Source organism: Pseudoxanthomonas suwonensis 11-1 (genome assembly GCF_000185965.1).
GTDB classification, from domain to species: domain Bacteria; phylum Pseudomonadota; class Gammaproteobacteria; order Xanthomonadales; family Xanthomonadaceae; genus Pseudoxanthomonas; species Pseudoxanthomonas suwonensis_A.
In genome coordinates this window covers 1,460,771-1,480,991 of sequence record NC_014924.1, presented here as the reverse complement: position 1 = coordinate 1,480,991, position 20,221 = coordinate 1,460,771, and the positions used below count along the sequence as shown (strand labels likewise).

General features: G+C 72.1%; 15 protein-coding genes. 9 read left to right on the top strand and 6 right to left on the bottom strand.

Features of this window, described 5'->3' with window-relative positions:
* Positions 1-64 precede the first annotated feature (64 nt).
* The 4 genes from PSESU_RS06780 to PSESU_RS06765 are packed head-to-tail and all read left to right on the top strand — an operon-like array spanning position 65 to position 4,049.
* Positions 65-622: an RNA polymerase sigma factor gene (locus PSESU_RS06780; protein WP_013535018.1), complete on the top strand. Its 558-nt coding sequence runs from the start codon at positions 65-67 to the stop codon at positions 620-622.
* Positions 619-1,650 (top strand): hypothetical protein, encoded by a 1,032-nt coding sequence (locus PSESU_RS06775; protein ID WP_013535017.1) that lies wholly within the window; start codon positions 619-621, stop codon positions 1,648-1,650. The genes PSESU_RS06780 and PSESU_RS06775 overlap by 4 nt, the downstream gene beginning before the upstream one ends.
* A gap of 33 nt (positions 1,651-1,683) precedes the next feature.
* On the top strand, positions 1,684-2,289 hold the full coding sequence (locus tag PSESU_RS06770) for an IMPACT family protein (RefSeq protein WP_013535016.1): 606 nt from the start codon (positions 1,684-1,686) through the stop codon (positions 2,287-2,289).
* Positions 2,286-4,049: an ABC transporter transmembrane domain-containing protein gene (locus PSESU_RS06765; protein ID WP_013535015.1), complete on the top strand. Its 1,764-nt coding sequence runs from the start codon at positions 2,286-2,288 to the stop codon at positions 4,047-4,049. The genes PSESU_RS06770 and PSESU_RS06765 overlap by 4 nt, the downstream gene beginning before the upstream one ends.
* Before the next feature lie 15 nt (positions 4,050-4,064).
* On the opposite strand, the gene PSESU_RS06760 is transcribed toward PSESU_RS06765, so the two are convergent.
* Positions 4,065-5,699 carry an acyl-CoA dehydrogenase family protein gene (locus PSESU_RS06760; protein WP_013535014.1) on the bottom strand — a complete coding sequence of 545 codons (1,635 nt, stop codon included), beginning with the start codon at positions 5,697-5,699 and terminating at the stop codon, positions 4,065-4,067.
* A gap of 55 nt (positions 5,700-5,754) precedes the next feature.
* A complete protein-coding gene (locus tag PSESU_RS06755) occupies positions 5,755-7,821 on the bottom strand; it encodes a GGDEF/EAL domain-containing response regulator (RefSeq protein ID WP_013535013.1) in 2,067 nt (688 codons plus the stop codon).
* A gap of 144 nt (positions 7,822-7,965) precedes the next feature.
* Here PSESU_RS06755 and PSESU_RS06750 point away from each other — a divergent pair, with 144 nt between their 5' ends.
* The 5 genes from PSESU_RS06750 to PSESU_RS06730 all read left to right on the top strand — a co-directional run bounded on the left by PSESU_RS06750 (position 7,966) and on the right by PSESU_RS06730 (position 11,275).
* Positions 7,966-8,481 (top strand): CYTH domain-containing protein, encoded by a 516-nt coding sequence (locus PSESU_RS06750; RefSeq protein ID WP_013535012.1) that lies wholly within the window; start codon positions 7,966-7,968, stop codon positions 8,479-8,481.
* Between the two features lie 88 nt (positions 8,482-8,569).
* The gene (gene nagZ, locus PSESU_RS06745; RefSeq protein ID WP_013535011.1) at positions 8,570-9,568 is read left to right on the top strand and encodes a beta-N-acetylhexosaminidase; all 999 of its coding nucleotides are present in this window, start codon (positions 8,570-8,572) and stop codon (positions 9,566-9,568) included.
* Positions 9,569-9,610: 42 nt separating this feature from the next.
* Positions 9,611-10,198, top strand: a complete 588-nt coding sequence (locus tag PSESU_RS06740; protein ID WP_013535010.1) for a hypoxanthine-guanine phosphoribosyltransferase — start codon at positions 9,611-9,613, stop codon at positions 10,196-10,198.
* A 4-nt stretch (positions 10,199-10,202) separates the two neighbouring features.
* Positions 10,203-10,946 (top strand): S-methyl-5'-thioinosine phosphorylase, encoded by a 744-nt coding sequence (locus PSESU_RS06735; protein ID WP_013535009.1) that lies wholly within the window; start codon positions 10,203-10,205, stop codon positions 10,944-10,946.
* Between the two features lie 122 nt (positions 10,947-11,068).
* Entirely contained in the window at positions 11,069-11,275 is a 207-nt protein-coding gene (locus PSESU_RS06730) for a cold-shock protein (protein WP_013535008.1), read from the top strand.
* A 75-nt stretch (positions 11,276-11,350) separates the two neighbouring features.
* On the opposite strand, the gene PSESU_RS06725 is transcribed toward PSESU_RS06730, so the two are convergent.
* The 4 genes from PSESU_RS06725 to PSESU_RS06710 form a co-directional block, all read right to left on the bottom strand.
* Positions 11,351-16,306, bottom strand: coding sequence for an alpha-2-macroglobulin family protein (locus PSESU_RS06725; RefSeq protein ID WP_013535007.1), 4,956 nt, complete (start codon positions 16,304-16,306; stop codon positions 11,351-11,353).
* An 83-nt stretch (positions 16,307-16,389) separates the two neighbouring features.
* On the bottom strand, positions 16,390-17,901 hold the full coding sequence (locus PSESU_RS06720; protein WP_013535006.1) for an ATP-binding protein: 1,512 nt from the start codon (positions 17,899-17,901) through the stop codon (positions 16,390-16,392).
* A gap of 4 nt (positions 17,902-17,905) precedes the next feature.
* On the bottom strand, positions 17,906-18,349 hold the full coding sequence (locus tag PSESU_RS06715) for a response regulator (protein ID WP_013535005.1): 444 nt from the start codon (positions 18,347-18,349) through the stop codon (positions 17,906-17,908).
* Complete coding sequence (locus PSESU_RS06710) at positions 18,346-20,172, bottom strand: sensor histidine kinase (protein WP_013535004.1); 1,827 nt, start codon at positions 20,170-20,172, stop codon at positions 18,346-18,348. The genes PSESU_RS06715 and PSESU_RS06710 overlap by 4 nt, the downstream gene beginning before the upstream one ends.
* Positions 20,173-20,221 lie beyond the last annotated feature (49 nt).

Here is a 20,221-nt window from a genome sequence, read left to right as displayed (position 1 = left end):
AATGCCCTGCCCGCCTGCCGCGCTGCGGCTTGCACCGGGCCACGGCCAAGGTAGGGTGCTGGGCATGGACCAGGCGGCTGAGCCACACGGCGACGAAACCCTGATGCAGGCCTGGGCCGGCGGCGACGCCTCCGCGTTCGAGGCGCTGTACGCGCGCCACCGCCTGCCGCTGTTCCGTTTCCTGCAGGGCCACGTACGCGACCGCGCACTGGCCGAGGAGCTGTTCCAGGACGTCTGGCAGCGGGTGATCGCCGCGCGCGATGGCTGGCACCCGGACGCGCCGTTCGGTGCCTGGCTGTACCGCATCGCCCACAACCGGCTGGCCGACCACTGGCGGGCGCAGAAGCACCGCCCGCCGGCGCCGCTGGACGCCGACCAGCGCACCGCGGCACTGGCTTCCGGCGACGATCCCGAGCGCCATGCCAGCCAGGTCGAGGAATCCGCGCGCCTGTACCGGGCGCTGGACGAACTGCCACCGGAACAGCGCGAGGCGGTCCTGCTGCGCCTGCATGGCGAGCTGCCGCTGGAGGAGATCGGACGCATCACCGGGGTCGGCCGGGAGACGGTGAAGTCGCGGCTTCGCTATGCGATGGACCGCCTGCGTGGGAGGCTTGAGGCATGAGCCGCCGCGAGCCGCTGACGCCGGAGGAACTGGAGCTGCAGCGCCAGCTGGAGGCCACCGCTGGTCCCGGCCCGTCGCCCGGGATCGACGCGCGCATCCTTGCCGCGGCGCGCGCGCAGCCCGCATGCCCTGCCACGACGGCGCCTGCCGCACGGTCCGCGGCCCAGCACCGGCGCCGCCCGCGCCGCTGGATCGCGCCGCTTGGCCTGGCGGCCTCGCTGGTGCTGGCCTTCGGCGTGGCCTGGCAGCTGCGCGAACCGCCGAGGCCCGGGCAGATGCTGCCGGTCAGAGAACAGGCCGGCACGTCGGCGCCGGCGCAGCCGGCTGCCACGCCGCTGCCAGCGGAATCCGCTGGGGCGGCGGAGTCGGCGGTGCTGGAGGATGCATCGCCTCAGGCCGAAGAGGCCGCGCAGGCCATGCCGGCCACCGCCGGCAACGACGGCACGGATCGCTCCGCAGGCGGGGCCTCGGCCAAGGTCAGGAACGAGCTGCAAACGCCACCGCCGCTCGCCTCTGGCGCGGCGTCGTTCGAGCCGCCCGCACCTCCGCCTCCTCCGCCTCCCCCGCCGCCTTTCGCAGCCGTCGCCGACGAGGTGGTACCGCTTCCCTCGCCACCCGCCCCGCCCGCGCCGCAGCCCGCGGAGGTCGCCGGCTACGCCGAGGCCGCGCGCATGGCGGAGGAGCAGCAGGACCGTGCCCGCGAGGCCCGGGACAGCGAGCGCGAACATGCCCGGCGTGCCCGGCAGCAGCGCGAACTGCGCGCGGCGCGTCCGGCCACTGCGGTGGCGGCGCCTGCGCAAGCCCTGCCTGCACCGGCGCTTGCGCCGGTGCACGAGGCCCAGCCACCGCCATCCGGCGTGGTCGTGGCTTTCCCACACGATCCGCAGGCCTGGCTGGAGTGGATCCGCGACCTGCAGGCCCAGGGTGACATCGCGGGCGCGCGCGCCAGCCTGGAATGGTTCGTGCGCGATTACCCGCAGCTGGAAGTCCCGGACGACCTGCGCCCGCTGCTGCCGCAAACGGACTGAACCACGACGGTGCCCTTGCAGCCGCCGGTTAGAATGGCGGCGATGACCGATACCCTCGCCGCGCCGGCCAGCCACCTGCTCGAGGTCAAGCACAGCCGGTTCCTCGCCAACGCCGCGCCCGTCGCCTCGCCGGAACAGGCGCTCGGCTTCGTAGCCTCCGTCTCCCACGCCGACGCCACCCACAACTGCTGGGCGTACCGCATCGGCCAGGACTACCGCTCCAGCGACGACGGCGAGCCGGCGGGCACCGCCGGGCGCCCGATCCTGGCCGCGATCGATGGCCAGGGCTACGACCGGGTGGCGGTGGTGGTGACCCGCTGGTTCGGCGGGATCAAGCTCGGTGCCGGCGGCCTGGTGCGCGCCTATGGCGGTGCCGCCGCCGAGTGCCTGCGCGTGGCGCCGCGCCAGCCGCTGGTGGAGATGGTCGAGCTCGAGGTCGAGTGCCCGTTCGACACCCTCGGCGCGGTGCACGCCGCGCTGGCGGCGCATGCGGCGGAGAAGACCTCCGAGAGCTTCGTCGCCGACGGCGCCCGGCTCGGCCTGCGCCTGCCGGCCGACCAGGCCACATCCCTGCGCGCGCGCCTGCGCGACGCCACCCGCGACCGCGTGCGCGTCGCCGTCCCCGGAGCCATCCAGTGAGCGAAACCCCCTCTTCGGAGAGCCGCCTGCAGCGGCTTGGCAGCCTGCGCACGCTGTGGCCGTTCCTGGCCCGCCACCGCGGCCTGTTCGTCGCCTGGCTGTTCGCGCTGGCGCTGTCCTCGGCCGCGACCCTGAGCCTGCCGGTGGCGGTGCGGCACATGATCGACCGCGGCTTCAGCGGCGGCGAGTCGATCAACCAGGCCTTCGCGGTGCTGTTCGTGGTCGCGGTGGCGCTGGCCCTGGCCACCGCCGCGCGCTTCTTCTTCGTGTCCCTGCTCGGCGAGCGGGTGGTGGCCGACCTGCGCCAGCGCCTGTACGGGCACCTGATCGGGCTTGACCCGGCCTTCCACGACCGCAGCCGCAGCGGCGAGCTGGTCTCGCGCCTGTCGGCCGACGCCGAGCTGCTGCGCAGCGTGATCGGCACGACCATGTCCGTGGCCCTGCGCAGCAGCGTCACCGTGGTCGGCAGCCTGGCCATGCTGTTCGTCACCAGCCCGCGCCTGGCCATGTACTCGCTGGTCGGCATCCCGCTGTCGGTGCTGCCGATCGTGCTCGGCGCGCGACGCCTGTCCAAGGCCTCGCGTGCCAGCCAGGACCGGGTCGCCGACGCCAACGCGCTGGCCGCCGAGAGCCTGGGCGCGGTGCGCACGGTCCAGGCCTATGCACGCGAGCCGTACGAGCGCGAGCGTTTCGGCGAGGCGCTGCGGATCGCGGTGGCGACCGCGCGCCGGCGCATCGCCGCGCAGTCGATGGTGACCGCCGCGGCCATCGTGCTGATCTTCGGCGCGATCGTGCTGGTGCTCTGGTCCGGCGCGCACGACGTGGTCGCCGGCACCATGAGCGCCGGCACCCTGGGCCAGTTCGTGCTGTACGCGCTGATCGGCGGCGGCTCGGTCGGCGCCCTGGCCGAGGTCTGGAACGAACTGCAGCGAGCGGCCGGGGGCATGGGCCGCATCTCCGAACTGCTGCACGAGCAGCCGGCGGTGGCCGCGCCCGCCAGTCCGAAGCCGCTGCCGCAGCCGGTGCGCGGCGCGATCCGCTTCGAGGACGTCCGCTTCCACTACGCCGGGCGCGAGGTTGCGCCGGCGCTGGACGGGTTCGACCTGGAGGTGCGCCCGGGCGAGACCGTGGCCCTGGTCGGCCCCTCGGGCGCGGGCAAGAGCACGGTGCTGTCGCTGCTGCTGCGCTTCCACGATCCGCAGTCCGGCCGGGTATGCCTGGACGGCGTCGACCTGCGTGAACTGGATCCGGCCGAACTGCGCGCCAATGTCGCGCTGGTGCCGCAGCAGCCGGTGCTGTTCGCCTCCAGCGCGATGGACAACATCCGCTACGGCCGGCTCGAGGCCAGCGACGACGAGGTGCGTTCCGCCGCCGTGGCGGCCGAGGCCGACGGCTTCATCACCGCCCTGCCCCAGGGTTACGACAGCGAGCTGGGCGAGCGCGGTGCGCGCCTGTCCGGCGGCCAGCAGCAGCGCGTGGCCATCGCCCGTGCCCTGCTCAAGGATGCGCCGGTGCTGCTGCTCGACGAGGCCACCAGTGCGCTGGACGCGCAGAGCGAGCGCGCGGTGCAGCACGCCCTGCAGAACCTGATGCGCGGCCGCACCACCCTGGTGGTCGCGCATCGCCTGGCCACCGTGCTGCAGGCCGACCGCATCGTGGTGATGGACCAGGGCCGGATCGTGGCCGAGGGGACCCACGAACAGCTGCTGGCCCAGGGCGGGCTCTACGCCGAGCTGGCGAAGCTGCAGTTCCTCGACTGAGGTACGCGGGCGCGGCTACGGCAGCGCCCGCTCCAGCACCGAAGCGAAATCCACATCAACCGGCAGCGTGCCCATGGCCAGTCCGTGGGCACCGTCCAGGCGGCTGCGCACGAACGCTTCGGCCACCGGGCTGCCCGCCGCATGCAGGGCCGCGCCCTGCAGCACCAGGGCGATGCGTTCGACCAGATAGCGCGCACGCACCTCCAGCTCCGCCGCCGGCGCGGCCAGCTGCCGCCCGATCGCTTCGGCTTCACGCGCCAGCACCGGATCGAACCCCGCGGCCCGCTCCAGCGCCCCGCGCAGCGCCTGCGCCACCTGTGGTTCGCGCGCCAGCGCGCGCAGCACGTCCAGGCACTGGATGTTGCCGCTGCCTTCCCAGATCGAGTTCAGCGGCGCCTGCCGGTACAGCCGCGGCAGCAGCGATTCCTCGACATAGCCGGCGCCACCCAGGCATTCCTGCGCCTCGTTGACCAGTGCCGGCGCGCGCCGGCACAGCCAGTACTTGCCCACGGCCGTCGCCACCCGTGCGTAGGCGGCGGCCCCGGCATCGCCCTGCCCCGCCTCCACCGCCGCGGCCACGTCCAGCGCCAACACGGTGGCCGCTTCCGACTCGATCGCCAGGTCGGCCAGCACGTTGGCCATCAGCGGATGCCCGACCAGCACCCGGCCAAAGGTGACGCGATGGCGGGCGTGGTGGACGGCCTGGGCCATGGCCATGCGCGCCTGCGCCGCGGCCGCGAGCATGCAGTCCAGACGGGTGAGCATCACCATCGGGATGATCGTGGCCACGCCGCGACCGGGTTCGCCCACCGGCCAGGCCAGGGCGTCGCAGAACTCGACCTCGGACGAGGCGTTGGACCAGTCGCCCAGCTTGTCCTTCAGCCGCATCAGCCGGAACGCGTTCTTCGATCCATCGGGCAGGCGCCGCGGCAGCAGGAAGCAGCCGAGGCCGTCGGGTGTCTGCGCCAGCACCAGGAAACCGTCGGACATCGGCGCGGAGAAGAACCACTTGTGCCCGACCAGCCGCCAGCCCTCCCTGCCGGGCAGCGGCGTGGCGGTGGTGGTGTTGCCGCGCACGTCCGAGCCGCCCTGCTTCTCGGTCATCCCCATCCCCAGGGTGAGCCCGGTCTTGGCCGCCATCGGCACGTCGCGCGGGTCGTAGGCCGGCGCCGCGGCCAGGCGCGCCCACTGCGCGAGTGCCGGCGCCTGGCGCAGCACCGGCACGGCGGCATGGGTCATGGTCAGCGGACAGCTGGTGCCGGCCTCGGCCTGGTGGTGCAGGTAGGCCAGCGCCGCGCGCGCCACCTGCGCGCCGGGCACGGGCTCGTGCCAGGACAGGCCGGCCACGCCGTGCGCCTTGGCCAGCTCCATGAGGCGGTGGTATGCCGGGTGGAACTCGACCAGGTCGATACGCCGGCCCTGGGCATCATGGGTGCGCAGGCGTGGCCGGTCGCGGTTGGCGTCGAACCCGAGCCGGTACAGCTCGTCCCCGGCCAGGGCGCCGTAGGCCTGCAGGCGCGCGGTGAAGGCGCCGGCACCTCCGCGTACCACCGCCTCGCGCAGGGCGAGGTCGTCGCCCCACAGGTCGCGCGGGGCGAACGCGGGCGGCTGGTTTTCGACGACGTGGGTTTCGAAACGCGACGGCTGCATGCGGTCCTCCTCCACCCTGGTGGTGGTGGTGGCTGGCCGCAGGCAGCGCCTGCGGTCAGCCGAACTCGAAGTTCATCGCCGGGCCCACCGGCGCGACGAAGTCACCGGACACATAGTCCACGCCGAGGGTGAACAGCTGGCTCATGGCGTGGGCATCGCCGACCTGCTCGGCCAGGGTGGCCATGCCGTCGGCCTGGGCCCGGGCGGTGATCTCGCGCACCTTGTCCAGCGCCCCGCCGGCCTTGGACAGGTCCTCGGTCAGGTCCGGGTCGATCTTGAGGAAGGCCGGGCGGAAGTGCGCCAGCAGCTGGAACGAGTCCAGGCCCGAGCCGAACTGCTCCAGGCCCACGCGGCAGCCCAGCGCCGATACCGCAGACAGGAACTGCTGGGCATCGCGCAGGTGGGTGAACACCTTGGCTTCCGGCGCCTCCAGCCACAGGCGGTCGCCGGATACGCCGTTGGCGGCCAGCTCGGTGCGGATCAGGGTGGCCATGCCGTCGCCGGCGAACGAGTCCGGGCACATCCGCACCAGGATGCGGGTGTTGCGGCCGGCGCGGTCGCGCTCGCCCAGGGTGGCGATCGCCTGGCGCACGACCCAGCGGTCGATCTCGCCCAGCAGGCCGTGCTCCTCGGCGATCGCGGCGAAGGCCGAGGGCCGTACCAGCTCGCCGTTGACCTCGATCCGCAGGTGCGCCTCGTACAGCTCGCCGCCGTCGCCCTGCAGGCCGAGCACCGGCAGGTAGTGCAGGACGAAGCCGTCGCCGGCCAGGGCCTCGCGCAGGCGCTCGACCCAGCGCGCGATGCGCTCTTCCTCGGCACGGTCGGCCGCGCCCGGGTCGAACACCTGGACGCTGTTGCCGCCCATCTCCACCGAGGCGTGCAGGCAGTGGCTGCCCTTGGACAGGATCTGCGGCACGCTGGCGATCTTCTCGCCGACCTGCACGCCGCCGATGCTGGCGGTCACCGCGACCGAACGCGCGCCGACGCTGAACACGTGGGTGGCGATCGCGTCGCGCAGGGCCTCGGCCACGGCGCGGGTGCGGGCGTGGTTGCCATCGACCAGCACCGCGAAGCTGTGCTCGCCAAAACGCGCCACCGGCACTTCCGGGTCCAGGGTGCTGCGCAGGCGCTCGGCAAAGGCCGCGATCAGGTTGTCCGCCGAATCCAGGCCGATGTCCGGCAGCAGGCGGGCGTAGTGGTCCGGCTCCAGCAGCAGGAAGCCGTACTGGCCGCCGTCGCGGCCGACCCGGGCCACCGCATCCTCGAGCAGGCGCATGAAGGTCGGGCGGTTGAGCAGGCCGGTGACCTGGTCGCGCTGGCGCAGTTCCTCGACCTCGCGCGCCAGCTCCGGGTCCAGCTCCTCGCGGCGGCGGAACACCACCTGCACGCAGGCCTCGCCTTCGTAGGTGGCGGTGGCGAACTCCATCTTCGCCGGGAAGGTCGTGCCATCGAGGTGGCGCGCCTCCATCAGGTATTCGGCCGGCGGCGGCTCGCCGCGCGACAGCGACTTGAGCAGCTGCTTGAAGCCGTCGATGTGCTGGGCCGCGACCAGGTCCAGCAGCGACATGCCCTCCACGTCCTCGAACGTCTCGAACCCGAACATCTCCAGGTACGCATCGTTGGCGCGGATGTGCATGCCCTCGTGGATGTAGGCCACAGGGTCGCGCGAGGAGGCGATCAGGGCGTCGCAGCGACGCTCGGTCTCGCGCAGCTGGGCCTCCAGCCGGCGCAGGCCGCGGCGCGCCTCCAGGTCGGACCACTCGCGGCGGATGGTCGCCAGCAGGTGCTCGGCACGGTAGCGCAGCACCAGGGCGCGCACGCCGTTGCCGAGGCTGGACAGCACCGCGGCATCGTCGATCCGGTCCACCAGGGCCAGCAGCGGCAGGTCCTTGCCGCTGGCGGCGACCTGGGCGCAGACCTGCTCCAGCGGCATGCTGGTGGAATTGCTCGCCAGCACCAGGTCCACCAGCTGCCCGGCCACCATCTGCGCCAGCTCGGCCGGGCCCTGCGGGCGCAGGGGCCGCACCGCGATGCCGCCGTTGCGCAGGGCGGTGACGACCGCCTCCGCATCCTCCACGCGATCGTCGACGATGAGCAGGCGGATCGTGCTGTCTTTCTGCATGCGGCAGTCCGGGGTCCGGAAGCAAGGGCAGCGGGTTTAATACACGAACCGGGCCCGGAGCGTCCATGATCCAGGCGGCCTCGTGGCCCCGCCGAAGGCCGTCGCTGGCATCATGTCGCCCCCCAACCCAGGAGTCGCGCCGCCATGGGCGTGGAGATCGAACGCAAGTTCCTGCTGGCCGGCGACGGCTGGCGCGCGGCGGTGGAACGCACCCAGGCCATGGCCCAGGGCTACCTCAACGACCTGGACGTGCTGGCCGGTGGCGGGCAGAAGGCCTCGATCCGGGTCCGGATCGAGGGCGAGGCCGCCTTCCTCAACATCAAGTCGGCCCAGGCCGGGCCCAGCCGGCTGGAGTTCGACTACCCGGTACCGGTGGAGGACGCCCGCCAGCTGCTGGACCTGTGCGTGGGCGGCCTGGTGCGCAAGCAGCGCCATTACGTGCGCCATGGCGGCCACCTGTGGGAGATCGACGAGTTCGAGGGCGAGAACGCCGGCCTGGTGGTGGCCGAGATCGAGCTGGACGCTGTGGACGAGGCCTTCGCCTGCCCGGACTGGCTGGGCGCCGAGGTCACCGAGCTGCGCCGCTACTACAACCTGGCCCTGGCCGACCGCCCGTATTCGCAGTGGAGCGAGGCCGAGCGCGCGGGCGCCGACGCCTGAGCTCCCTGCCCCGGCCTCGTCGCGGCCTTTGCCCCCTATCTGCGACAATGCCCGCCGCGCTTCCCCGCGCGCCCTGGAGTTCCCCCGCATGCTCGTGATCGGCGTCGCCGGCACCGAACTGACCGCGCAGGAGCGCGACTGGCTGCAGCACGATGCAGTCGCCGGCGTGATCCTGTTCAAGCGCAATTTCGCCTCGCGCGCGCAGGTCGCCGAACTGGCCTCCGCCATCCGCGAGGCCGCCCCGCGTCCGCAGCTGGTCTGCGTGGACCAGGAAGGCGGCCGCGTGCAGCGTTTCCGCGAGGGTTACAGCGAGCTGCCGCCGCTGCAGCGCCTCGGCGAGCTGTACGCCCGCGACCCGCAGGCCGCCCTGGCCCTGGCCGAGGAGCACGCCTGGCTGATGGCCAGCGAGATCCGCGCCAGCGGCGTGGACCTGAGCTTCGCCCCGGTGGTCGACCTGGGCCGCGGCAACCGTGCCATCGGCGACCGCGCCTTCGCCGCCGAGCCGCAGGTGGTGGCCGAGCTCACCCGTGCCTACGTGCGCGGCATGCATTCGGTGGGCATGGGCGCCACCCTCAAGCATTTCCCCGGGCACGGCACCGTGCTCGAGGACACCCACTTCGACCACGCGGTGGACCCGCGCCCGCTGGAAGCGCTGCGCGCCGAGGACCTGGTGCCGTTCGTGGCCGGGATCGAGGCCGGCGCCGACGCGGTGATGATGGGCCACGTGCAGTACCCGGCGATCGCCCCGGAACCGGCAGGCTACTCGCCGTTCTGGATCGGACGGTTCCTGCGCGGCGAACTCGGTTTCCGCGGGGTAGTGTTCTCCGATGACATCGGCATGGCCGCCGCGCACGGCGTGGGCGGGGTCCGCACCCGCGTGCTGGCGCACCTGGATGCCGGCTGCGACGTGGTGCTGGTCTGCCATCCGGAACTGGTCGCCGAATCGCTGGAGGCTGTCCGCGACCGCCGCCTCAACACCGCCGCCCTGCTCGGCCTGGTCGGCCGCGGCGCCCTCGGCTGGGATGGCCTGCTGGCCGACGCGCGCCACGCCAGCGCCCGCGGCCGCCTGCCCCCTTCCGCCGCCTGACCGCGACAACACATCCGTCTTCCCATCCTGTAGCCTGATCCGATGTCCACTCCGCTCATCATTTCCGAAGTCCTGGCCAAGTCCGACCTGCTGGTCGACCGGCCCACCATCGACGCCACCATCTCCCGCATGGCCGACGAGATCGCCCGCGACTACATCGGCGACGTCCCCGCCGACCGCATGGGCGACAGCTTCGTCCCCGTGTTCCTGACCGTGATGCACGGCGGCATGCTGTTCGCCGGCCAGCTCGCGCTCGAACTGGGCAAGCGCGGCCTGGACCTGCAGTTCGACTACATGCACGCCACCCGCTACCGCGGCCAGAACCAGGGCGGCGAGCTGGTGTGGAAGCACCGCCCGGCCACCTCGCTGTACGGCCGCCGCGTGCTCATCGCCGACGACATCCTCGACGAGGGCCAGACCCTGAAGGAAGTGCGCCGCTGGTGCATCGAACAGGGCGCCACCGACGTGCGCATCGCCGCGCTGACGGTCAAGGACCACGACCGCTGCGTCGACGGCGTGCGCGCCAACTACGAAGGCCTGCACCTGCCCGACCGCTACGTGTTCGGCTTCGGCATGGACTACTACGAGCAGGGCCGCAACCTGCCGGCCATCTACGCGCTCAAGGACTGATCCGGTGGAGCTGGCCCTTGCCGTGATCGGCGGCACCGGCGTGTACCGCCTGGCCGCCCTGGAAGACGTCCAGACCCGCAGCTTCGACACGCCGTACGGTCCGCCGTCCGGCCCGGTGCGCATCGGCCGCCTGGGCGATGCGCGCGTCGCCTTCCTCGCCCGCCACGGCGAGGGCCACGCGCTGCCGCCGCACCGGGTGAACTACCGCGCCAACCTGCACGCCCTGCACCAGGCCGGCGTGCGCCGAGTGCTGGCGCTCAACACCGTCGGCGGCATCACCGATGCGTATGGCCCGCGCGTGCTCGCTTGCCCGGACCAGCTGATCGACTACACCTGGGGACGCGACTCGACCTTCTGGGACGGCGAAGGCGAACCGCTGCACGTGGATTTCGGCCAGCCGTACAGCCCAGGGCTGCGTAGCGAGGTACTTGCAGCGGCGGCGGGGACGGGGCTGGAGCTGGTCGATGGCGGCTGCTACGGCGCCACCCAGGGCCCGCGCCTGGAAACCAATGCCGAGATCGCGCGCATGCGCCGCGACGGCTGCGACCTGGTGGGAATGACCGGCATGCCGGAAGCGGCGCTGGCGCGCGAACTGGGCCTGGAATACGCCTGCCTCGCGATCGTCGCCAACTGGGCGGCCGGCTGCGGCGATGCCGCCGAGATCACGCTCGACGAGGTGCTCGCGAATGTCGCTGCCGCTTCGGCGGGGATTCCGGGCCTGGTTCGCAGCCTGGTAAACGCGAGCTGAAAGTTACCGGTAACAGCAGAAACTGATTGACGAAACTGATTGTCAGCCGGCGCATGTATTTGCATACTCGCGCTCGCGGCGGCCGCCGCATCTCCATCTAAACGCAAGGATTAAGCAGCATCATGGCCAACGGTACCGTCAAGTGGTTCAACGACGCCAAGGGATTTGGCTTCATCTCGCCGGAAGACGGGAGCGCGGACGTTTTCGCGCACTTTTCCGCGATCAATGCCAAGGGCTTCCGCTCGCTGAGGGAAGGCCAGCGCGTGAGCTACGAGGTCACCCAGGGCCCGAAGGGCGCGCAGGCCTCCAATATCACCCCGCTGGACTGATTCCCCACAAGGGGATTAAGCCTTGAAGAAAACCCCGCCTCACGGCGGGGTTTTTCTATTCCCGCGACCCGCCGCTCAGGGCGGGGTCACGGTGATCTGCTCCGGCCGCGCCACGCCGGTGCCGCGCAGCGTCGGCTGGTACATGTCCTCCACCTGCGGCGGCGGCACGACGTAGGTACCGGGCGTGACCGCGCGCACCAGGTAGTACAGGCGCGCGATGCCGCCGCGCAGCGTGATCGCCGCCACGTAGCGGTCGTCGCGGTATTCCTCGTGGCGGATCGATGCCTCGCCGCCGCGTTCGGACAACGACACGCCGTCGATGCTGATGCCTTCCCATTGCGCGGGGTCGCCGAGGTTGAGGTTCTCCGCCTCCAGGCCGGCAGGCAGCAGGTCGGTGACCAGCGCGTCAGGCATCGGCTGGTCCGCCTCCACGCTCAGCCGGGCCACCAGCACCTGGCCTTCCTTGAGCGTGCCGCCGCTCCAGCGGCGGCCGTCGGGCCAGAACCAGTCGCGGCGCACGCTGGCCACGCTGCGGTCCTCGGCCGGCGGCTGGCGCGGCACGCCGGCCACCTCGATGCTGGCGTAATACGGCCCGCCGTGGGCCTGGAAACGCGCACCGGAAGCCAGTGCCGCCATGTCCAGCGCGCGCGCGAACACGGTGGAACCGACCTCCTCGGCCACCTGCCCTGCCCGCCACTGGCCGGCGACTTGCCGGCCATCGCCGGCCTGCAACGCGCGGCCCAGGCGCGCGATCGCCATCTGCTCCTGGGTGCTCAGCCACAAGCGTCCGCTGCCATCAGCCGACCGCCGCGACTGCAGCGCGCGCGAAAGCTCCATGGCCCGTGCGTCGAACTTCGCCACGGCACGCTCGCGCTCGTGCAGCAGCGCGACCATCAGCGCGTCGTCGCGGATCGCGCTGCTGTAGTCGCCCAGCCAGCGCGGGCGCTTGCCCGGATCCAGGGCGAAGCCGTCGGCGATCGCGGCATCGCCGCGACGCACGTCGCCCTGCAGCGCCAGCGCCAGTCCCAGCCGCACCAGCGGCAGGCCGGTGAGGCTGCGTCCCTTTTCCTGGTCGTACAGCGCGCGCAGCGTACCCAGCGGCGCGCGGTTGACCCGCGCCAGCACGTAGCCGGCATGGGCGCGGTAGGCGAAGCGCAGGTGCTCGCGGTGGTCGCGCCCGTAGAACTGCGGATCGCCGGAGAGCAGGTCCTCCGAGAGGCGGTCCAGCGCCTTCTGCAGGGCATTGGCCGGGACCACGAAGCCAGCCTCGCGCGCATCCAGCAGGAACTCGGCGATGTACGGGGTCAGCGCCGGCTCGGTGTCGCCCTGCCCGCCCCACATCGAGAAGTGGCCGCTGGCGCCCTGCATCGCGACCAGGCGCCCGATCGCGCCTTCCACGCGCGCGCGCCGCTGCCCGGTCGGCAGCGAGGGACCGCCAAGCCGGGCCGCGGTGCCCGGCTCCATCAGTAGCGCCGCGTAGCCCTTGCTGGTGGTCTGCTCGGCGCAGCCGTAGGGATAGTCGAGCAGGCCACTCAGCGCGCTGGCATACGGGATTGGCGGCGTGGTGGTGATGCGCAGGCGCAGGTCCACGGTGTCGCCGATCAGGCCCTCGGCCAGGGAGCCGTCCAGCGACAGCGTCGCCCCGTCCTCCAGCACCCGGGTCTGGGCGCGCAGCACGCCCGGCCAGGCCGGACGCACGGGCAGGTCGTAGCGGCGGTCGACCACGTAGCTGCCGCCGTCCACGCGTACGCGGACCTTGGCCACGGTGCTGCCCGGGCGCGCGGCCAGCGGGAATTCCAGCGTGGCCTTGGCGCCGTCCTCCAGGCGGATGCGGCGTTCGCCATTGCCGACATCCAGCGGGCCTTCGCCCTCCACCCGCACCCGGAACTCGCCGGCGCTGCCACTGAAGTTCTGCACGTCCAGGCTGACCGTGCCGCGGTCGCCCGGGGCCAGCACCCGCGGCATGCCCGCCTCGGCCACCACCGGCGCGCGCACCACCACCTCGGCATCGCGCTTGCCGTAGTGCGCGTCGGCGTACACCAGGGCAGACACGCGCACGGTGCCGTTGAAGTCCGGCAGCGGCAGGTCCAGGCGCGCATTGCCCTTCGCATCCAGCTGCACCGGACCGGAGAACAGGTCCACGGTCTGCACCCGTGCGGTGGGCCGGCGTGCCTGCGGCAGCGCCTGCAGCGCCATGTCGCCGCCGAAACGCAGGCGCGCGGTGCCGCCCTCGTAGCTGCCGATCACCCGGCCGTAGACGTCGTAGGCATCGCTGCCGAGGCGACGCTGGCCGAAGAACTGCGCGGCCGCATCCGGCACCGGGAAGCGGGTGATGTTGATGATGCCCGCGTCCACCGCCGAGACGGTCACGTGGGCGCGCTTGCCGGCCAGCTGCGGCACGCTGACCGTGACCGGCAGGTCCTGCTGCGGACGGATCTGGCCGGGCACCTTGAGGCCGACCGCGACCCGGCGTTCGTCGCGGCGCATCGGCACGTGGACCACGCCCACCGCGCGCGCCGGGGCGACCAGCGAATCGACCGCCGAGGGACGGAACACCAGCGCGGTGACGTACACGTCGTGCCGCTCCCAGTCCCCGGTCACCGGGATCTCGAAGGTGGCGGCGGCCTTGCCGGCCTGGCCGCGCACCTCGATGTCCTGCACGTGCAGCAGCCGGTCGCTCTCGACCAGCAGCACGCCGCGTCCGCCCTGCGGCGGGGTCACCGTGACCTTTAACGTGTCGCCGGCGCGGTAGGCGGTGCGGTCCAGGGCCAGCTTGACCTTGTCCGGGCGCGCATCGGCGCCGCGGTTGTCGTCGCCCCAGCTCCAACCGGCATGGAACGGATAGCGCATGGTCAGGCCGGTGGCCGGATCGAACACGTCGATCCGGTACTCGCCCCAGGCTACCGGCACGTCGAAGCGCACCGGGCTGGTGCCGGCGTCGAGCTTGCGCGTCTCGACATTCTCGAAGCGGCGGGTGAAGTCATGGTTCCAGCCGCCGCTGTCGTCGCGGCGCCAGTGGTAGTCGCGCAGCTCGCGCACCAGGGTCAGTTCCAGGCCCCTGGCGGGCTGCGGCTTGCCCTGCGCATCCACGCGCACCAGCTCGAAACCCGCATTGGACTCGGCCGGCGCGCCATCGGCCGGCTCGAACAGCGGACGCACGCCGACCAGGGCTGGGGCCGGCCACAGCACGCGCTGCAGGCTGCGGCTGACCGGGCGCCCGCCGCTCTCGTGCACTTCGCCCAGCACGGTGACCTTGACCGGGGTCTTCGCCCGCGCCGCTTCCTCCGGCAGCTCGAGGTCGGCCTCGAGGCGGCCGTTGGCGTCGAACTCCGTGTCGAGCACGTCGCGCGGATCGCGCGGCAGGTCCACGGTGGCATCGCCAAAGGCGTAGCCCGGCCAGCCGACCACCGGCTCGCGCGCCACCGCAAGGGCCATGCGCGCGGTGAAACGGTTGCCCGCCGCCGGCGCGCCGTAGAGGTAGGCGGCCTCGGCGCGCAGCTGCAGCGGCTTGCCCGGGGCCAGGGCCTCGCCGGCGCTTGAGGTGGACAGGTCCAGCTTCAGCCGCTCCGGCAGGAACTCCTCGATGCGCAGGGTCATGCCCTGCACCGCCTGGCCCTTGGCCGGGCCGGTGCGGAACTCCACCTGCCAGCGGCCGGTGGGCGCGTCGTCCGGGATCACCTGCTCGAAGGCGTAGTAGCCCTGCTCGCCCGCGTCCAGGCGGCTCTCGCGGAACACCCGCCCGTCCGGCTGCTTCAGGCGCAGGAACAGCGGCTGCCCGGCACCATCCTTCGGCGCGGGCATGGCGCGACCGTCGAAGTCGCGCAGCAGCGCGGAGATGCGCAGGGTCTCGCCGGGCCTGTACAGGTCGCGGCCGGACCAGGCGAACACGTCGAACGGCGCCTGCGCGCGGCCCGCGACCGGGAACTCGGACAGGTCCAGCGCGGGCTGGTTGAACGGCAGCAGCGAGACGTCCTTGCCGCGGCGCGCGACCAGCACGTGCCCGGCATCGAGCCGGTAGTCCAGCAGCGCGTTGCCGTTGCCGTCGGTGGCCGACTTGAGGATCGGCTGGCCCTTGGCATCCAGCACCCGCAGCTCCACGCCCTTCAGCGGCGCGCCGTCGCGCAGCGAGGCGGTGTGCACGTACATGGTCTCGCCATAGGCGCGCGCGTGCAGGCCGATGTCGCTGACGGTGAAGAACGCGGTGTCGTAGGAATCCGAATAGCGACCAACCCGGCGCATCACCGCGAAGTACAGGCCCGGCTGCTGCAGCTCGGCAATGTCCTGCACCGGCAGGTGGCTCACCACCCGCTGGTTGCGCTCGCCGCCGAGCACGAAGCGGTTGAGGTAGGCCGGTTCGGCCAGCTCGCGCAGCGGCGCGCCCTCGCCGTAGTCGTTGTCCAGTTCCCAGCCGCCGCGGCGGCCGCCGCGCTGGAACTGGGCGAAGAAGCGCGGCAGCGCGTCCTCGCGCACACGCAGGAACTCGACATCGACCTCGTCGACGTTGACCGACACCACCGGCAGGCCGCGGCTCTCTCGCGCCGGCAGCACGCTGCCCTGCGAGGCGAAGCCGGCGGCCGCTTCCAGTTCGCCGGTGTGGACCGTCTTCTGCAGCGGCGGGGCCAGGCTGTCGCCGGCGGCGGCCTGCAGCGTGCCGGTGAGGGTCACGGTGTAGTCGCGCGCGGCCTCCACGAACGGATAGCGCAGCACCTTGCCGTCGTCGGACAGGGTCCAGCCGCTGCCGTCGCTGCCGGTGCCCGCGGGCTCGACCTGCAGCAACGCATCGAAGTCCTGGGTGCCGACCAGCGGCTGCGAGAACTCCAGGGCCAGGGCAAGGCTGCCCTCGTGCTGGTCGGCCCAGGCGCGGACCAGGCCGAAGCCGGTGACCTCCTCGCGCGTGGCCTGCAGCTTCTCGCCGCCCACCTGGGGCAGCTGCCCACCCGGATCACGGCCGCATCCGGAGGCCAGCAGGCCCGCCAGTACGACCACAATCGCCCCAAGCACGCCGAAACGGCGCCGCGCCGTGATCCCCATACAGCCTCCCTTGGCAGATGGCGGGAGTATAGGCGGGCTCCATCGCGGCGCGCGGTGCCGCGCGTCGCCCCATGGCGGGACGCTCAGCGGGCGTTGCGCCTGGCCAGCACGCCGGCAACCGCGGCAAACAGGCGGTGCATGTCCAGCGGCTGCGGCAGGATCTCCAGCACCACGCCCTCCGGCACCACCGAGCGGTCGAACTTCTCGGCGTCGCCGACCAGGATGGTCGGGCCGCGGTAGCCGGCCTCGTACATGGTCGACAGCAGCGCGGTCGCCGGGAACAGGGCGATGCTGTCGTCCACCACCAGCACGTCGGGCTCGCCGGCTTCGGCGAACGAACGCAGCGCCGCGGCGCCGTCGCTGGCCAGCTCGGTGACGTAACCCTGGCTGCCCAGGGCGTTGCCGAGCAGCGACAGGCGGGTGCCATCGCGGAACACGATCAGGATGCGTTCGCCCTGGCCGGGCACGGCCGACGCCATGCCGAACTCGTCCTCGGCCGGCTCGGAGGGCACCGGCAGGCGCACGTCGAAGCGTGTGCCCTCGCCCGGCACGCTGTGCACGCTGATCTGGCCGCCCAGGCCTTCGACGATGCGGCGGCAGGAAACCAGGCCGAGTCCGGTGCCGTCGCTCTTGGTGGTGAAGAACGGGGTGAACAGCTGCTCCAGGGTGCGCTGGTCCATGCCCACGCCGCTGTCGGCCACGGTCAGGACCACCTGCTCGCCTTCAAGCCGCCCCACCAGCTCCAGGCGGCCGCCATCGGGCATGGCTTGGACCGCGTTGAGGCACAGGTTGAGCAGGCACTGCTGCAGCTCGGTGTAGTTGCCATGCAGTTCGGCATCGGCCGCTTCCAGGCGGCGTTCGAACTGCACGTTGCGCGGCAGGCTGCCCTTGAGCAGCAGCTCCACCGCATGGAACAGGTCGGCCACCCGGAAACGCTCGGCGGCCCGGCGCGACCCGCGCACGAAGGACAGCATGGATTCGGCCATCTCGTGGCCGCGGCGCCCGCACTCGGCCACCACCGCCGCCAGCTGCTTCAGCCGCGGATCGTCGCTGCGCTGGGCGATCAGGTCCGGCACGATCAGCAGCGGCTGCAGGATGTTGCGCAGGTCGTGGCTGAGGCCGGCGGCCAGCAGCGACAGGCTCTCCAGGCGCTGGGTGCGCATCAGCTCGCGCTCGGCGCGCTGGCGGTCGGCCTCGGTGCGTGCCTCGCGCAGGGCGCGCTCGACCGCCGCCGGCAGGCGGGCGCTGCTGTTCTTGAGGATGTAGTCGCTGGCGCCCTCGCGCAACGCCGCCACCGCCACGTCCTCGCCGATGGTGCCGGAGACGAAGATGAAGGGGACCTGCGGCGAATGCTCGCGCACGATGCGCAGCGCATCGTGGCCGGAGAAGCCCGGCATGCTCAGGTCCGACAGCACGATGTCCGGCTTGAACCCGGCCAGCGCCTCGCGCAGGCTCTCCTCGTCCTCGACCCGGTGGTACTCGGCGTCCAGGTGCGCATCCTCCAGCTGGAAACGGATCAGGTCCGCATCCTCCGGGGAGTCCTCGATGAAGAGGACCCGGACCTGCGCGTCACGGCTTATGGCACGCAGCGGCATGGGCTCAGCCTTCGAAGTCCGGGATGGCGTTGATCACCGCCCAGAACTGGCCGAGCGTCTTGACCGCGCCGAAGAACTGGTCGATGTCGACCGGCTTGACCACGTAGGCGTTGACCCCCAGGTCCCAGCTGCGCGCCAGGTCGCTCTCCTCGCGCGAGGACGACAGGATCACCACCGGCAGGCGCCGGAGCTTCTCGCTGGCACGGATCCGCTGCAGCACTTCCAGGCCGTCCATCCGCGGCATCTTGATGTCCAGCAGCAGGACCGACGGGTTCTCGTCGGCACGGTCGGCGAACTTGCCGGTGCGCTCCAGGTACTCCATGGCCTCGACCCCGTCCTCGACATGGACGATGGGGTTGGCGAGGTTGGCCTCGCGCAGCGCGTCGATCGCCATTTCGGCGTCGGCGGCGCTGTCTTCGGCCAGCAGGATGGTACGGATGGCGCTCATGCGTCGAAGCTCCCGGAGGTTGCGGAATCCTGCCCTGGCAGGACGAAATGGAAGGTAGCACCGTTGCCGGGTTCGGACTCGGCCCAGATCCGGCCGCCGTGGCGCGCCAGGACGCGGCGCACGCTGGCCAGGCCGATGCCGGTGCCCGGGTACTCGCTGGCCTTGTGCAGGCGCTGGAACACCCCGAACAGCTTGCCGGCGTAGGCCATGTCGAAGCCGACGCCGTTGTCGCGGACGGTGAAATGGTGGCTGCCGTCGGCGGTGGTCTCGTAGCCCACCTCGACGATCGCCGGTTCGCTGTTGGACGAATACTTGACCGCGTTGCCCAGCAGGTTGAGCCACAGCTGGCGCATCATGTTCTCGTCGGCCACCAGCACCGGCAGCGGCGCGATCCGCCACTCGATCCGGTGCAGCGTGCGGCCGCTCTCCTCGGCGTCGGTGATGCGGTTGGTGTCCAGCACCGACCTGGCCTCCTCGGCCAGCGACTGCATGTCCACCGCCTGCAGCTTCAGCGCGCTGCGCCCCAGGCGCGAGTACACCAGAAGGTCGTCGATCAGCGAGGACATCCGCCGCGCCGAGTTGCTGATCACGTCCAGGTAGTGGCGGCCGCGATCGTCGAGCGAGTCGCCGAGGTGGCGCGAGAGCTTGTCGGCGAAACCGGCGACGTGGCGCAGCGGCGCGCGCAGGTCGTGCGAGACCGAGTAGCTGAAGGCCTCCAGCTCGCGGTTGACCTCCGAGACCTGGGCGACCTTGCCCTCGAGCTGGCGGTTGAGGTCGGCGATGCGCTGCTGCGCCGCCTTCTGCGCGCTGATGTCGCTGACCGTCATCAGGACCACGTCGTCGGATCGGTCCGGCAGGGTCATCCGCCGGGCGTTGATGAGCATGGTCCGGACCTGGCCGTCGGTGGTGCGCTGCACGTGCTCGTAGTCCCACAGCTCGCGGCCGCGGCTGAGCACGTCGGACAGGCGCTGCAGCACCACCTGGTCGTCCCAGGCCCCGTCACCGACCTCGCGCAGCGGCTCGTGGTGGCTGTCCTCGTCGCCGGTGTCGCCGTACAGCTCGGAGAACGCGGTGTTGTGCATCAGCACCCGCTGCTCGCGGTCCAGCAGCACGATCGGCTCGCGCACGGTCTGCAGCACGGCCAGGGCGCGGGCGCTGGCGCGGGCCAGTTCCTCCTCCGAGGCCGAGCGCCGGGCTTCCTGGCGGTACAGCAGGAAGATCACGCCACCGGTCAGCAACACCTGGCCCAGCAGCGCCGCCAGCGCCAGCCAGCGCGCGCGGGCGCGCTGCACGTCGGCGTAGTGGGAGCGCTCGGTCAGCAGGGTGTATTCGTTCTGGATGAACTCCAGGAACAGGTCGCGGACCTGGTAGCGCCCGTACATCTCGTTGGCGGCCGCGGTGCGCTGTTCGGGCGTGGCGTTGCCGCTGACCAGGGTCCGCACCAGGTCCTCGCGCTGGCGCAGGAGGGTGCGCATGCGACCGATCAGCTGCTGCTGTTCCGGGTTGTCCCGGGTCAGTTCGGCCAACCGCTCGACCGCCGGATCCAGCTCGGCCATGTCGAGCATGAGGCGGCGGCGCAGCGGCGGGGTGTCCGAACCGCCGCTGATCGCGAAAGCCAGCGAGTCGATCTCGCGGACCAGGGCATGCAGGCGCTGGCTGGTGGCTTCGACCTGCAGGCTGTGCTGGACGTGCTCGTCGGCATCGTCGCTGTAATCGGTCCATTCCCGGACCAGCAGGAACGGCACCAGCAGGATCAGGACAGCCGCGGAAACCAGCAGCGGCAGGCGCCAGCGTATGTACCTGGGGGGGACTGCTCCCGGCAAGTTCGACTCCCTGTTCGCGGAACCGCATCGCGCAAGGCGCTGATAATGC

Bases quoted from the DNA above. Each gene is read 5' to 3' on its own strand.
- PSESU_RS06780 (WP_013535018.1), top strand. From the start codon at position 65: ATGGACCAGGCGGCTGAGCCACACGGCGACGAAACCCTGATGCAGGCC.
- PSESU_RS06775 (WP_013535017.1), top strand. From the start codon at position 619: ATGAGCCGCCGCGAGCCGCTGACGCCGGAGGAACTGGAGCTGCAGCGC.
- PSESU_RS06770 (WP_013535016.1), top strand. From the start codon at position 1,684: ATGGCGGCGATGACCGATACCCTCGCCGCGCCGGCCAGCCACCTGCTC.
- PSESU_RS06760 (WP_013535014.1), bottom strand. From the start codon at position 5,699: ATGCAGCCGTCGCGTTTCGAAACCCACGTCGTCGAAAACCAGCCGCCC.
- PSESU_RS06755 (WP_013535013.1), bottom strand. From the start codon at position 7,821: ATGCAGAAAGACAGCACGATCCGCCTGCTCATCGTCGACGATCGCGTG.
- PSESU_RS06750 (WP_013535012.1), top strand. From the start codon at position 7,966: ATGGGCGTGGAGATCGAACGCAAGTTCCTGCTGGCCGGCGACGGCTGG.
- nagZ (WP_013535011.1), top strand. From the start codon at position 8,570: ATGCTCGTGATCGGCGTCGCCGGCACCGAACTGACCGCGCAGGAGCGC.
- PSESU_RS06740 (WP_013535010.1), top strand. From the start codon at position 9,611: ATGTCCACTCCGCTCATCATTTCCGAAGTCCTGGCCAAGTCCGACCTG.
- PSESU_RS06730 (WP_013535008.1), top strand. From the start codon at position 11,069: ATGGCCAACGGTACCGTCAAGTGGTTCAACGACGCCAAGGGATTTGGC.
- PSESU_RS06725 (WP_013535007.1), bottom strand. From the start codon at position 16,306: ATGGGGATCACGGCGCGGCGCCGTTTCGGCGTGCTTGGGGCGATTGTG.
- PSESU_RS06720 (WP_013535006.1), bottom strand. From the start codon at position 17,901: ATGCCGCTGCGTGCCATAAGCCGTGACGCGCAGGTCCGGGTCCTCTTC.
- PSESU_RS06715 (WP_013535005.1), bottom strand. From the start codon at position 18,349: ATGAGCGCCATCCGTACCATCCTGCTGGCCGAAGACAGCGCCGCCGAC.